13 protein-coding genes are annotated in these 13,728 nt (G+C 57.9%); 3 read left to right on the plus strand and 10 right to left on the minus strand.

The annotated features are described in order from the left end of the window. Positions 1–118: 118 nt before the first annotated feature. The 3 genes from CAL20_RS20255 to CAL20_RS20265 all read right to left on the minus strand — a co-directional run bounded on the left by CAL20_RS20255 (position 119) and on the right by CAL20_RS20265 (position 4,078). Positions 119–2,203, minus strand: coding sequence for a 3-hydroxyacyl-CoA dehydrogenase NAD-binding domain-containing protein (locus CAL20_RS20255; RefSeq protein ID WP_094838797.1), 2,085 nt, complete (start codon positions 2,201–2,203; stop codon positions 119–121). Between the two features lie 68 nt (positions 2,204–2,271). Further along, positions 2,272–3,093 carry an IclR family transcriptional regulator gene (locus CAL20_RS20260; protein ID WP_094838798.1) on the minus strand — a complete coding sequence of 274 codons (822 nt, stop codon included), beginning with the start codon at positions 3,091–3,093 and terminating at the stop codon, positions 2,272–2,274. 31 nt (positions 3,094–3,124) lie between these two features. Further along, the gene (locus tag CAL20_RS20265) at positions 3,125–4,078 is read right to left on the minus strand and encodes a tripartite tricarboxylate transporter substrate binding protein (protein WP_094838935.1); all 954 of its coding nucleotides are present in this window, start codon (positions 4,076–4,078) and stop codon (positions 3,125–3,127) included. Between the two features lie 220 nt (positions 4,079–4,298). Between CAL20_RS20265 and CAL20_RS20270 the strand changes: the two genes are divergently transcribed. The 3 genes from CAL20_RS20270 (at position 4,299) to CAL20_RS20280 (ending at position 6,958) form a co-directional block, all read left to right on the plus strand. Further along, a complete protein-coding gene (locus tag CAL20_RS20270; protein WP_094838799.1) occupies positions 4,299–6,101 on the plus strand; it encodes an acyl-CoA dehydrogenase in 1,803 nt (600 codons plus the stop codon). A gap of 240 nt (positions 6,102–6,341) precedes the next feature. Next, entirely contained in the window at positions 6,342–6,572 is a 231-nt protein-coding gene (locus tag CAL20_RS20275; protein ID WP_094838800.1) for a glycine zipper 2TM domain-containing protein, read from the plus strand. An 8-nt stretch (positions 6,573–6,580) separates the two neighbouring features. Beyond that, entirely contained in the window at positions 6,581–6,958 is a 378-nt protein-coding gene (locus CAL20_RS20280) for an EF-hand domain-containing protein (protein WP_179266710.1), read from the plus strand. Positions 6,959–6,995: 37 nt separating this feature from the next. Here CAL20_RS20280 and CAL20_RS20285 read toward each other — a convergent pair whose 3' ends face one another. From CAL20_RS20285 to CAL20_RS20315, 7 genes are all read right to left on the minus strand, one after another. Further along, complete coding sequence (locus CAL20_RS20285) at positions 6,996–8,132, minus strand: NADH:flavin oxidoreductase/NADH oxidase (RefSeq protein ID WP_094838802.1); 1,137 nt, start codon at positions 8,130–8,132, stop codon at positions 6,996–6,998. A 37-nt stretch (positions 8,133–8,169) separates the two neighbouring features. Beyond that, positions 8,170–9,261 carry an NADH:flavin oxidoreductase/NADH oxidase gene (locus CAL20_RS20290; protein ID WP_094838803.1) on the minus strand — a complete coding sequence of 364 codons (1,092 nt, stop codon included), beginning with the start codon at positions 9,259–9,261 and terminating at the stop codon, positions 8,170–8,172. Positions 9,262–9,306: 45 nt separating this feature from the next. Beyond that, a complete protein-coding gene (locus CAL20_RS20295; protein ID WP_094838936.1) occupies positions 9,307–10,338 on the minus strand; it encodes a LacI family DNA-binding transcriptional regulator in 1,032 nt (343 codons plus the stop codon). 87 nt (positions 10,339–10,425) lie between these two features. Next, positions 10,426–11,265: an N-acyl homoserine lactonase family protein gene (locus tag CAL20_RS20300; RefSeq protein WP_094838804.1), complete on the minus strand. Its 840-nt coding sequence runs from the start codon at positions 11,263–11,265 to the stop codon at positions 10,426–10,428. Continuing rightward, positions 11,262–11,993 (minus strand): ABC transporter ATP-binding protein, encoded by a 732-nt coding sequence (locus CAL20_RS20305; protein WP_256981659.1) that lies wholly within the window; start codon positions 11,991–11,993, stop codon positions 11,262–11,264. Before CAL20_RS20305 ends, CAL20_RS20300 begins: the two co-directional genes overlap by 4 nt. Continuing rightward, positions 11,947–12,711 carry an ABC transporter ATP-binding protein gene (locus CAL20_RS20310; protein ID WP_094838806.1) on the minus strand — a complete coding sequence of 255 codons (765 nt, stop codon included), beginning with the start codon at positions 12,709–12,711 and terminating at the stop codon, positions 11,947–11,949. Before CAL20_RS20310 ends, CAL20_RS20305 begins: the two co-directional genes overlap by 47 nt. Further along, positions 12,708–13,727, minus strand: coding sequence for a branched-chain amino acid ABC transporter permease (locus CAL20_RS20315; RefSeq protein ID WP_094838807.1), 1,020 nt, complete (start codon positions 13,725–13,727; stop codon positions 12,708–12,710). Before CAL20_RS20315 ends, CAL20_RS20310 begins: the two co-directional genes overlap by 4 nt. Position 13,728: the final 1 nt, after the last annotated feature.

The following is a 13,728-nucleotide window of genomic DNA, read 5'->3' on the forward strand; positions in this document are numbered from 1 at the left end:
CGAGAAACGGTAAGACCTGAGTGCATGAATGATGATGTACGACGGCTCGGTTCGGTGAAGTGGGAATCCCTTTCCTTTTGGGAAGGGTGCAGCCAAGATGTCCTCAAGTGATCACGGGTTATTTCAATGCGTCGCCGGATTCGGCCAGCTGAATCAGCATCGAGGCTGGCTGCCAGAATTTCGGATTGCGCGACTGCGCGGCAAACCGGCGCATGGCGCGCACCACGTTGTACAGGCCGACCTGCTGGGCATAGTGCATGGGGCCACCGCGATGCAGCGGGAAGCCATACCCATTGAGGTATACGATGTCCAGGTCAGAGGCCCGTTGCGCGATGCCTTCCTCCAGGATTCGTGCGCCCTCGTTGACCAGCGCGAACACGCAGCGCTCGACGATCTCACGCGAGGTAAAACTGCGCGGCACGATGGATTTCTCCTGGCGGTAGGCATCGAGAATCTCGGCAACCGCGGGGTCTGCGTGAGCAGTGCGGCTGCCAGATTCGTATCGATACCAACCCGCGCCAGTCTTCTGACCAAATCGTCCTGCTTCGCAGAGGCGATCCGCTACGCAGGAGAAATCCCGGTCCGGATGCTCGGCTTGCCGGCGCTTTCGGATGGCCCAACCAATGTCCAAGCCTGCCAGGTCGCCCATGCGATACGGGCCCATGGCAAAGCCGAAGTCCTCGAGAGCACTGTCGATCTCCTTGGGCGACGCCCCCAGCAACAGCAATTCCTCGCCTGCTTCACGATACCCGTTGAGCATGCGGTTGCCGATAAAGCCGTCACACACGCCTGAGACTACCGGCTGTTTGCCAATCACCTTCGCCAGGCCGAGAGAGGTCGCCAGAACTTCGTCAGAGGTCTGATCGGCACGCACGATTTCAAGCAATCGCATGACATTGGCCGGGCTGAAGAAATGCAAGCCCACCACATCTGAGGGACGCTTGACGAATCCGGCGATGGCATTGACGTCAAGGGTAGAGGTGTTAGTCGCCAGGATCGCACCTGGCTTTAGCACCTCGTCCAACGTGCGGAATATTTTTTCCTTGATCGCCATGTCTTCGAATGCAGCCTCGATGACCAGGTCCACATCGCTCAGATCGCTATAGCTGAGGGTCGTCTGCAACAAGGCAATTCGCTGTTCCACCTGCGTTTGGCTGATTCTTCCCTTACGCTTGGTCGCTTCGTAGTTCTTGCCAATGGTGGCTACGCCCCGGGCAAGTGCCTCGTCGCTCATATCAAGCAAGGTCACCGGTATGCCGGCGTTCAGGAAATTCATGCTGATGCCGGTACCCATGGTGCCAGCACCAATGAGGCCGACGCGGCGGATCTCGCGTTTCGGAGTATGTGGCGAGATGCCCGGCACCTTGGCCGCGGCACGCTCGGCAGCGAAGACATGCCGTAGTGCCGCGGATTCGGGCGTATTCATCAGTTGGATGAAAAGCGACCGCTCTTTCTTGATCCCATCGTCGAATGGGAGCAGGCAGCCGGCGACGGCCTCGACGCATTGCGAGGGTGCGGGCAGCCGAGGGTGAGCGGCTGCTGTGTTGCGTCGAACGACTTGCAGGAACGCTTGCGCATCCGGCTCCGTGATGGTGAGGTCGCGCGTGCGGCGGATCGGATCGCCGGCGCGAACGCGTTCGCGGGCAAACGCCATGGCGGCATCCGCCACAGCGCCCTCGACCACTAGATCAAACAGGCGGGTGTCGGTCAGGTCAGCGGCTTTTTCTTTTTTGCCGTTGACGATCATATCCAGCCCACGCTCCAGTCCCACCAGGCGTGGCAGCCGCTGTGTGCCTCCCGCGCCCGGCAATAAGCCCAGTTTTACTTCCGGCAAACCAACCAACGCCCGTATGGTAGCGACACGGTAATGTGTCGCCAGGGCTAACTCGAGCCCGCCACCAAGGCATATGCCATCGATGGCGGCGACGACAGGCTTGGAATATGCATCGAGCGCGTCAATGACGTCGCGCAACGTCGGATGCCGGTTCGCCTTTGGCGTTCCGAACTCAGTAATGTCGGCACCACCCGAGAACACTTGCTCGGAACCCGTTATCACCACAGCCTGTACAGCGGCGTCTGCCTCGGCTCGATCCAAAGATTCGAGGATCTGTCGGCGTTGCATGTGCCCCATGCTGTTGACGGGTGGATTCTGCATCGTGATCAGAGCGATGCCGTCGACCACGGTATAGGTGAGCTGCGTCATATGTATGAAGAACCTTTCACGTTCGGTGTAATGGGAAAAGCGATACTGGCATTGCCTACAGCGGTAACCTAGACAGGAGCGCCCGTCTGTTCCTTGATCTGTGATGCCAGATCCAGCAAGCGCGGACGGACCTCGTTAAGCAGATACTCGCGTGACATGCGAAACGCAGGCCCGCCGAAGTTCAGCGCCATCAGTGGTTGACTGCCGCCGAGCCGCAGGCCGACGGCGATGCTGTGCACGTCGGGGTTCCAGTCGCCAAAGCAGCAGGTGCAGCCTAGCTTGGCGTAGTCTTCCTTTGCCTGCTCGAGCCCTCGTGCGATGGCTTGCCCGGAGCTGATGTCCAGTTCGCTGGCGCGTTCAATGATCTCGCGTTGCTCTGCGGGGCCCGCCTCTACCAGATAAGCACGCCCGATGGCCGTGACGGCAATAGGCACATGCGAACCCATTTGCAGATTCAAGGTCAAGGCAACCTGACTACGGCAGGCCTCCAGATACAGCATCGAAAACCTGTCACGGGCACCGAGCGCCACCAGACCACCGCAAGCGGTCGCCAACTGCTGCATGCCGGGTTTGGCAATCTGGCGTACGTCCAGCTTGGCGAGCATACCGGCCCCCAAAGCCAACGTGGCTACACCGAGGTGATATTTGCCGGTGCTCTCATCCAGCCGCAGGTAGCCCAGTCGTGCCAGCGTGGCGGTCAGGCGCGACACCGTGGACTTCGGCAGCCCACAGAGACGCGCGATCTCCTGATTGCCCAAAGCGCTATCGCCGCCGTTAAAGCTGGCTAGAACCTCCAAACCGCGCGCGAGCGCTGTCACGAAATGCCTGTCTTCCGAGTCCGTGCTTTTTGAACGCGTCAGAGTGTCTGTAGAGGTTTGCGCAATGGTCATGTTTTACATCTAGGGCACGAAGCCCGAATCGTTACAGGCCTAGATCGGTGATCAAGGGTTTTTGAGTTTCATACTCGTTCTTGGCGAACGCAGCATAGGCATCATGATCGAGATAGTACGTTCTGACACCGAAGTTCTTGGCAGCGGTCTTGACCTCGTTATCCTCCAATGCCGCTTTGATGGCTTTGTCCAGCTTTTCGACGATAGGCGCAGGCAGATTCGCAGGGCCGCCGATTCCCAGGGGGGATTTCACAACGACGTCGTAGCCGAGTTCTTTCAGCGTAGGTACGCCCTCGAACTCGGGGTTGCGCGCCTCGTCCGCTGTGGCCAACACGCGTACGTTGCCCGACTTGACCTGGGCGAGAATGCTGTTCGTCACAACGGCGGCCCGAACATGCCCGCCCACCAACGCTGCGGTCGCGTCCGCGTCGCCTTTGTAAGGGATATGGGTGAACTCTACGCCCTCGCGTTTGCCCAGCATGGCGAGCACAACTTGATTGCCTGTGTACCGCCCCGGCGTACCGTAATCGATCTCGCCCGGATGCTGTTTCGCATAGTCGACCAGGTCCTTGGCCGTCTTGAACGGTGAATCAGCCTTCACGGCCACCGCGAAGTCATAGGTCAGGATCGTCGCTATGTAGGTCACATCACGGATGGGATCCCAGGACACCGGTTGCAAATGGGGCTGGCGAAAGATGCCTACCGGCGTCATGGTCAGGGTGTAGCCGTCGGGTTTGGCGGTCTGCATCGCCGCCACCCCCATGGACCCGCCCACGCCTGGCTTGTTCTCGATGATTACGGGCTGCTTCAGCTGTTTCGACAAGCTGGTCCCCAGCGCTCGCGCCATGACATCAGTAGTACCGCCCGCGCCATACGGAACAATGAGGGTGATGGGCTTTTCAGGATAGTTGTCCTGGGCAGCGGCAACTGAGAGGGACTGACTCACGGCCAGCACGAATATCGCCAAGGCAGCGCTGAATTTCATAGTTTGTCTCCGTAGGTGGGCATGTCGAAACTGCAAAAAGCCGCGGCAGACATACACCAACTCGTCAGCCATAACCAAACGCAGCGTGTAGAACCCCATACCGGATTTTTCCGGTCTTGTATGTGATTTGATGCTAGCATGGTCAAAATAGTTCTGCAATGCAGTTTTATATTCTGCACTGCAGAACTTAGATAGCCTTCTTTGACGATTCGGAAGCCTGATGACCAACCTTCTTATCTGCCGCGACCATCTCGATTTTGTGCTCTACGACATGCTGGACAGTGCGTCATTGACCCAGCGGGAACGCTATGCCGATCATTCTCGCGAAACCTTCGACGCCGCGATCGACGCGGCACAGCGTTTGGCCAGCCAATATTTCGCTCCTCACAATCGGCTCGCGGACGAGAACGAACCTGAGTTTGATGGCCAGACAGTCAAAACCTTGCCCGCGGTCGGCGAAGCGGTACGCGCTTTTGCCAAAGGCGGATTCCTGGCCGCGACGCACGATTACGAACTGGGTGGCATGCAACTGCCGATCACCATCTCTCAATCCTGCCTGGCATTGTTCCGTGCGGCGAACGTCGGGACCTCTGCATACTGTTTCCTCACCGCTGCCAATGCCAACCTGATACGCGCGTTCGGCACTGCCGAACAAAAAAGGCGATTCCTGCCGTCCTTGCTTGAGGGGCGCTGGCTGGGAACGATGGCGCTAACCGAATCCGATGCCGGATCCTCGGTGCCTGATCTGCGCTCTACCGCTACCCCGCTATCTGACGGCCGCTATTCGATCAAGGGTCAGAAGATTTTCATTTCTGCAGGCGACCACGATATCAGCGAGAACATCGTGCACCTCGTTCTGGCGCGCATTGCCGGTGCGCCGCCGGGCGCTCGGGGCCTGTCGCTGTTCATCGTGCCGAAACTTCGCGTTGACAATGAGGGGCGAGCTGGTGAATCGAACGATGTCGCGCTCGCGGGCTTGATCCATAAGATGGGCTACCGGGGCACCACCTCAACGATGCTCTCATTCGGGGAAAACGATGGTTGCATCGGAGAGTTGATCGGAGAACCCGGCCAAGGCCTGCGCTGTATGTTCACGATGATGAACGAGGCGAGAATCGGCGTCGGCATGGGAGCCACCATGTTGGCCTACACGGGCTACCGTCATGCGCTGGCCTATGCAAAAGAGAGACGCCAGGGACGGCTGCCCGGCGCCAACGATCCGCAGAGTCCCCAGGTACCCATCGTTGAACATGCGGATGTGCGGCGGATGCTGCTGACTCAGAAAGCCTACGCAGAAGGCGCGTTGTCCCTATGTCTCGTCGCAGCGAGGTTGGCCGACGACGAGGCGAATCATCCCGATGCGGATGAACGCGCGGAGGCCGCGCTGTTGTTGCCGCTGCTGATTCCTGTGGTCAAGTCCTGGCCTGCGCGATTCGGATTGGCAACCAACGACCTCGCGATTCAGGTGCATGGCGGATACGGCTACACGCGCGAGTATCCAGTGGAACAATTCTATCGAGACAATCGCCTGAACGCCCTGCATGAAGGCACGCACGGTATTCAAGCGATGGATTTGCTCAACCGAAAGGCGGGCATGCACAATGGGCAGGCGCTGGAGCGTTTGCACCAGCGTGTGATGCGCTCGATAGAGGCTGCAAAAGCCAGCGGCGACCCAAAGCTTGCTGAGCATGCGATTGCATTGGACCTGTCGTGGCGGGAACTGCGTGAAACGACCAGGGTCTTGTTGGACACCATTGCGCAGAACCCCCGCGAAGGATGCGCTAATGCGGCCTACTACCTGGACTTGTTCGGTCATAACGTCGTCGCATGGATCTGGTTGTGGCAGGCGCAAGTCGCGCATGCGCAGATGGCGGTACGCCCTGACCTTGCGGATTTTTACCGGGGAAAAATCGCGGCGTGCGATTGGTTCTTTCACACTGAACTTGCATTGACGTCGCCGGTGCATCAGTTGCTGCGGGCCACGAAAAACTCAGCGCTGGGAGTGGAGATTGACTGGTTGTAAAGAAACGGGTGCAACTTTTTGTATTGTCCACCCCCAAAACGTTGTGCAATCGCTACGGTCTTTGCTCCGCTGGACAATTGCCCGCGACCAGCAAGCAGTGTGGACAGGCCAGCTAACGACGGATGGTGTTGAGCACCGGTGACCCCCAGGGAGTGCTATTTCCCGAAACTTTGTATATGCTAGTTCTGACGTCCTGCTGCATTAGGTCCCTGTATTGACCAATCAAAGGAGGTAAACGCAATGAACAAGACATTCATAGCCATCGCGCTGATGGGCGCGTTGGCGGGCTGCCAATCGGGTGGCGGCATGCACACCAGCTCGGAATTCGACTGTATTGCTGGCACCGTGGGGGGCGCCGTTGCGGGTGGCCTGCTAGGTAGCATGGTCGGCGGCGGCACGGGCAAGACCGTTGCCACGATCGCGGGCGCTGGTGCCGGTGGCTACGCCGGTAATCGTTTAGGCTGCAAATGAGGTTCACCATGAAAAAGACACTGCACCGCCTCGCCCCCATTGCCGCGTTGTCCTTTTGCCTTGCCGGTTTTGCGGCTCAGGCCCAGACCCAGATGCAGCCGCGTCCGACCGAAGCTCAACTCTTTGAGCGGATGGACACCAACCGCGACGGCAACGTCACCGAAGCCGAATATCGGACCTTCATGGAGCAAGCCTTCACCAAGCTTGACACCACCGGTGACGGCAAGCTCTCCCGGCCGGAAACCGCCACCGTATTTACGGACTCCGAATTCACCATGCTGGACAAGAACAAGCGTGGCTACATCACGCGTGATGAATTCATGAGCCAAGTCATGGACGACTTCCGCAAGCAGGATCGTGACGGTAACGGCATGCTGTCCCGTTGATATGTTCCGCTGGCGGTGTGAAATGACGGAGTAGTCTTTACACCGCCGCCAAGGCCTTTGCCCACTTGGATAGCCACCACCCGTAAGGTTCCGGCCAACGGGAGAAGTCCGGGTCTTCTCCGAGCTCTTGCGCGCAATGCTGCACCCAGGACGGGTTGAACAGCAATTGCCGGCCAATCGCCACCAGATCCGCCTTGCCGTCGCGCAGCACTTGCTCTGCCTCGGCGCCGGTACGAATCATGCCAACCGCCATCGTAGGAACGTTAGCCCTGCGGCGCACGGTTTCGGCAAAGGGAACCTGATAGAGCGGCCCACGAGCGAGGTTGGAGTTGGTTGCGCCCCTGAGCAGATTTCCGCCAGACGAGCAATCGATCAAATCAACACCAGCTTCCTTCAGTCGTTCGGCCAGCACCACGCTGTCTTCCAGTGTCCAGCCGCCATCAATCCAGTCAGTGGCGGAGATACGCGCAAAGATCGGCGTTTTATCGGACAGCGCCGCACGCAGGTCACGCGCAATCTCCAAAGGGAGACGCATGCGGTTCTCCAGCGAGCCGCCATAGGCATCCGTACGCTTGTTTGCCAGCGGCGTGAGAAAACTCTGCAGCAGATAGCCATGCGCCAAATGCAGCTCAATAATGTCGAATCCTGCCCGCTCAGCCAATAAGGCAGTCTGCACAAATTCTCGGCGCAGCAGCTGGATTCGATCTAGCGTCATCGCTTCAGGTACCGGCCACCCCGGTGCAAACGGCAGATCCGAGGGGCCTTCCGGCTGCCACAGCTCCTCTCCACGCGCGATATCGTCTGCAGTCAGGGGGCCATTACCTTGCCACGCTCGTTGCGCACTGGCTTTGCGTCCGCCATGGTTGATCTGAATCGCCGCCTTGCTGCCAAAACTATGTATCACATCGGTGAGCCGGCGAAAGGCCGGCAGATGGTCTTCGCTCCAAAGGCCAAGGCAGCCATTGGTAATTCTGCCTCGACGGCAAACCGCTGTTTGTTCGACAGTGACCAGGCCCACACCCCCCATGGCGAACTTGCCATAATGGGTCATATGAAAGTCATTTAGTGCGGCTTCTTCAGCGATATACATCGCCATGGGAGACAGGACAATGCGATTCGGGAGCGTCACTCCACGGAAAGAGATCGGGCTGAAAATCAGATAGTCATTCGACATGATCGACACTCACAAAATATGGGTTCAACGCAACGGATTAACGGGGCAGATTTCTTAAGCTGGGGTGGCAGCGCAGATACGGATCTGCGACACGCATTTCGCCTTTCAGCGTCAGGCCGGCATGCCAGGCCCAACGCGGGTTAAACAACATTCCGCGGCCCACGGCAATCAGATCGGCTTTTTCTTCGATCAATACGCGATTCGCCACATCTGGATCGGACAACATGCCAACTGCCATCACCGGCAGCCCGGACTGAGCACGGACCTCAGCAGCGGCGGGGACCTGATAGGCAGGTCCAACGGTAATTTTCTGATCGGGTGAAATGCCCCCACTCGAGATGGCGACATAATCGCAACCCAATACTTTTAAACGCTCGGCGAACACTACGGACGATGCAATATCCCAGCCGCCTTGCACCCAATCGGTGACGGAGATGCGCACACCCATGGGTTTCTCAGCCGGCCATGCCTCGCGCAGACGCCGGAAAACCTCCAATGGATAGCGCATCCTTCCCTCGATGTCTCCGCCCCACTGATCATCGCGGGAATTGCTCAAGGGAGACAAAAAGGTGTTCAAAAAATAGCCGTGCGCGGCATGCAGCTCCACCAAATCGAAACCAGCCTCATCGGCCCTTCTGAGCGCCGCCAGATAGCTCTCGGTGATCCGTTCCAGGTCCGCCGCATCGGGGCAGATGGGTTCATCACGGCCCGGGTAGGGCGTGGCCGATGCTCCCCACAATTTCCATCCGCCCTCCGATTCAGATAGTGCTGCGCCCCCGTTCCAGGGTTGGGCAACCGAGGCTTTACGCCCTGCGTGTGCCAGCTGGATTCCCATATAGCTTGCGTTCGGCCGGCGGGCAAAATTCACGATCCTCCGCAGGCCTTCGACCTGCGCGTCGTCCCACAAACCCAAGCAACACGGCGATACACGACCCTCGGGCACAACAGCAGTGGCTTCCATGATCACCAGGCCAGCACCGGACAGAGAGAGGCCTCCATAATGAACGAGATGCCAGTCCGTCACCAGGCCATCGGCATTGGCCGAGTACTGTGCCATTGGCGACACGACAATTCGATTCGGCAACGTCAGCTCGCGCATACGATAAGGCTGAAACAACAAATCGTTCACTTGTATCTCTCTCCATCCGTTGCTGAATCCGATATCAGCAGAGTGTTATGAGGAAATGCGCCTACAAGATTGGCGCAGTACCAATTCCGTTGGGATCTCGATCCTGACGGACTTGTCTTCGTGAGTCCGGTTTTCTATTTGGTCAATCAGGTTTTCCGCAGCCATTCGGCCCAGGGCCAACGCGTCATATCGCACAGCAGTGATGTGGGGGGTCACGATTCGCGCGATGTCGGAGTCATTGCCGCAGATCAAAGACAGATCGTCGGGGATTTTCTTGCCAATCAGTTGCAAGGCCTCCAGCACGCCTGGCAACAGGCGTACCCCCATCGATAGCAGCGCCGTGGGCGGCGCTTTCATACTCATCAAGCGTTGGGTTTGTGAAAGCCCGTATTCGGCCGAAAAAGAGTCCAGGCAAAACAGCGCAGGATCAGGCTCAATCCCGGCCGACCGTAGTGCTTCCTCGAGTGCGCGCACTCGATCGCGAGCGACTTTCGTACCCCGGCCGCCTGTAATCAAAGCAATTCGGCGATGGCCGAGACCCAGCAAATACTCCACTGCCTGACGAGTCCCGTGAAAATGATCGGCACCAATGGACACCGAATTCATGGGAATTTCCCGCTCCATCATCACATGCGGAATGCCCCAGTTCGAGATCGCAGAAAGCACCGCACTATTGTTTTCGTCCTGGATCGTCAGGATCATTCCGTCCGCACGGCGGCGTTTGAAAAATTCCATCAACGCCACTTCACGCTCGGGGTTACCATCGCTGCTGGCGGTGACGAGCAAATAGCCTTTGGTGCTCAGCACTTCTTCAGCGCCTTTGGTCATACTTGAATAAAGCGAATTCCGAATATCCGAGAATATGAATCCGATCATTCGCAGCGACGGCGATCGTATGTTCTGCGCGGCGATGTTCGGGCTCCAGCCCAACTCGTCTATCGCCGCCTGCACTTTTTTGACATAGGCAGGCCGAACTCCGGGAACGTTGTTGACAACGCGAGAGACCGTACCGATCGATACTCCCGCGCGATCGGCAACCTCTTGCACCGTGATTCTGGGGGGTGATGATGGTGACATCGTTTTTTTTGCGCGCGCCATAAAAATGCTCCAATTCAGCTGGTTTCTTTCAGCATAGCCACGGCGCCGCAAGAGTGAGTCAAAGCCTTAATCCTCATTCGCCGTAGGTAGTGCAGGTTGGGAAATATCCCATACACCATCAATGCCCGCAACAGCAGGGAATCGCTCGCGCAACTTGGGGTCATGCCCGGGAATAATGTGGTCTGGCGTCGCTGCCAGACGCTTGAGCAACGCCAGGCCGTTCATATAATCCAGCACATTCACAATCACGGGATAAGGGTTGGTCAGCTCTCCATTGGCATAGAAATGCATGGCGTCTGACGCGAGGATCACCTGCCCGCGGGCTGTCGTGACCTCGACGATCTGAAGGCCTGGCGCATGGCCTCCCACTGGCCGGATGAAAATACCTGGCAGGATTTCGGCAGTCTGGTCCGTAAATGAAACACGGCCAGCATATAGCGCGCGCAATACCGTACAAACCTGATCGACGTCATATGGACGGCGTAGCGTTTCGTGACACATCGCGCAGCCCGTAGCGTGCTGCATCTCGGTCTTGTGCACATGAATCCGCGCATTAGGGAATTTTTCCAGATTGCCCAGATGATCCCAGTGCATATGGGTGACGATAACGTCCGTGACCTGCTCGGGCGACACGCCCAGACTGCGTAACGCGTCAGTCGGGCAGCGATGAAACGTATGTCCACGGCGATTGCAGGTCTCCTCGTCGCAACCGCTGTCTATCAGCACGACCTTGTCCTTTGACATCGCCACCCAGACATAGAAATCCAGTGGCATGGGCACATCGTGAAAATCCACGGCTGCCATGAAATTGTGCTGTGCCTTGCGGTTTGCCGGACTGGACGCATAGTGCACCGTGAGCAGCCGATACTGGGAATCGTCCACCTGGGTATTCTTTGACGAACTCATAAATATTCCTCCTCAAGCGCTGTGCTACGCAGCTCATCCACCGTCCCTTGACGCAGGATATGGCCCGTACGCATCACATAACCACTGGTCGCCACCTTGAGTGCCGGTACCGCCATTTGTTCGGTCATCAGCACCGTTACACCTTCGGCGCGAAATACACGGATCGCCTTGCTGATCTGCTCGATCCACACAGGAGCCAAACCAAGAAAGGGTTCGTCCAACAGCAAAAGCTTGGGCGCCGCACTCATCGCCCGGGCGATTGCGACCATCTGTTGCTGGCCGCCGCTCAGAAATCCGGCGTAATCATTCGCGCGTTCTCTGAGCATGGGGAACAAGTCAGCCAGTTTTTCGTATATGGTGCTCTGCTTCGCCCTACCGAGCCGGGATGCGCCCGCCAGCACGTTGTCGCGTACCGTCATGGTCGGAAACACCCGACGCCCTTCCGGGGAATACCCTATTCCCTGATTGGCACGCTCATAAGGCGGGATCTTTCCCAGATCGACGCCATCAAGCAGGATGCTGCCGTCGCTGATCGGCGCCATTCCGATAATCGCGTTGATCAGACTGGATTTTCCCGCGCCATTTGCCCCGACGAGAATGACCGTCTCGCTCTTTGGCACCGTAATGGAAACCCCGCTCAAGGCGGAAATGCCGCCATAGCGGACGGCGAGATTGCGTGTCTCAAGCATGAGCGTGCCCCTCCTCTGTCGTCGTTCCCAGATAGGCATCGATCACGTCGCGTCGGGCCAGCACCTCGGCGGGCGGGCCATCGGCGATCAGAACGCCTCCGTCCAGCACGCACACGCGGGGACACAGCCGTTTAACGAGATCCATATCGTGTTCGACCAACAGTACGCAGCAGCCCATCTCTCTCCTGGCTGCCTGCACGTACTGATCGATGAAAAACCGTTCTTCCTTTTCCAGTCCAGCGGCGGGTTCGTCCAGCAGGAGGATACGTGGGTCAGTGACAAACGCCATGAGCAGGCCCAGCATTTTCTGCATACCATAGGGCAAGGAATCGCTGACGTGATCCAATCGGCTGAGCAAGCCCGCCGTACGTAAAAGCTCGGTCAAATAGGGCTCGTCGAGTGAGATTCCCCGTCCGCTGAATAATTTCGCTCGATGCAGGTTCTCGTATACCGATGCCGTCTTGAAAGTTTTCGTCTGCTGGAAAGAGCGCACCAGACCCATCGCACTGCGGGTATGAAACAGCTTGTCGCTGATATCACGCCCGCCATACAGGACGCGGCCGCTGGTTGGCGCTATCTGGCCTGAAACCACGTTGATCAGCGTGGTTTTTCCCGCCCCGTTAGGGCCGATGACGCCAAGCACCTCGCCTGCGCTCAAGGACAAGCTGACATTGTTGAATACCCGATTGCCGCCAAACTGCTTAGAAACGTTATCGACCTGCAGTATCGGACCAGAATGAGCAGAAACGTCAGTCATACGTACTCCTTTTCATTTTGACCCTTGACCTGCCCTGTGGAACGGCGTTTGCGCGAGAAAACGCGGACTCCATATTGCTGGATGAGGCCGATGAGGCCACCTTTGGCGAACACCACGGCTAGCATCAGCACGAGACCGAACAGGCCTTGCGAAATCTCGCCCTGCAAGCTGAATAAGTTGGCCGCCCATACCAGAATCCCTGCTCCCACCAACGGCCCCAGAATGGCGCTTTGCCCCCCAACGATGGCATAGGCCACGTAATTTACCGACGACATCGCGGAAAACGACGAGGGATGCGCGGTCATCAACATTTCCACCAGTGCAAATCCAGCCAGTCCCGCAACACCCGCAGCAAAACAAAAACCGATGATTTTGTAGCGGGCGACTGCCAGACCCACGCTTTGAGCCAGGACTTCGTCTTCGCGGATAGAGTCGAATTGAGACTTGAAATAGCGGGTGAGTGCCACGGTCAACACGACGGACAACAAGGCCAAGCCAGCGGCCAGCATCAGCACGGCGTTATTGGACTCGATGGCGTAGGTGTCCCCAAACACCGTGACGGCTGGCAACCCCGCTATCCCGTTCGATCCGCCCGTAAAGCCAGGTGTCTCAAAAAGAATGAGCGGCATGATTTCAGCGAGCACGAAGGTAACGAGCACGAAATACACACCCTTCATCCGCAATACCAGTAGACCGAGCGGAATGGCCAGCAGAAAGGGCAACCCGAATGCCGTCACCGTCAGGATAGATAGATCCGTGATGTCGTGACGGGCACTCAGAATCGCTGCGGCATATCCTCCGATCGCCATGAAGGCGGGCACCGCAAAAAACATCAGATCCATACGCAGCATGATGTAGACGCTAAGCGCTCCCATCGACGCGATCATGAACTGCGTCAGAACAGACACCGCCGCCGCGTCGGTCATGATCGCCGGCAGAATCAGCGCAAGCGCCATCAGTGCCAGCGCGATCGACTCCGAAGGCCCGACAATACGTATCAGATTACTTTTTTGCATG

Source organism: Bordetella genomosp. 4, from assembly GCF_002261185.1.
Classification (GTDB): domain Bacteria; phylum Pseudomonadota; class Gammaproteobacteria; order Burkholderiales; family Burkholderiaceae_B; genus Bordetella_A.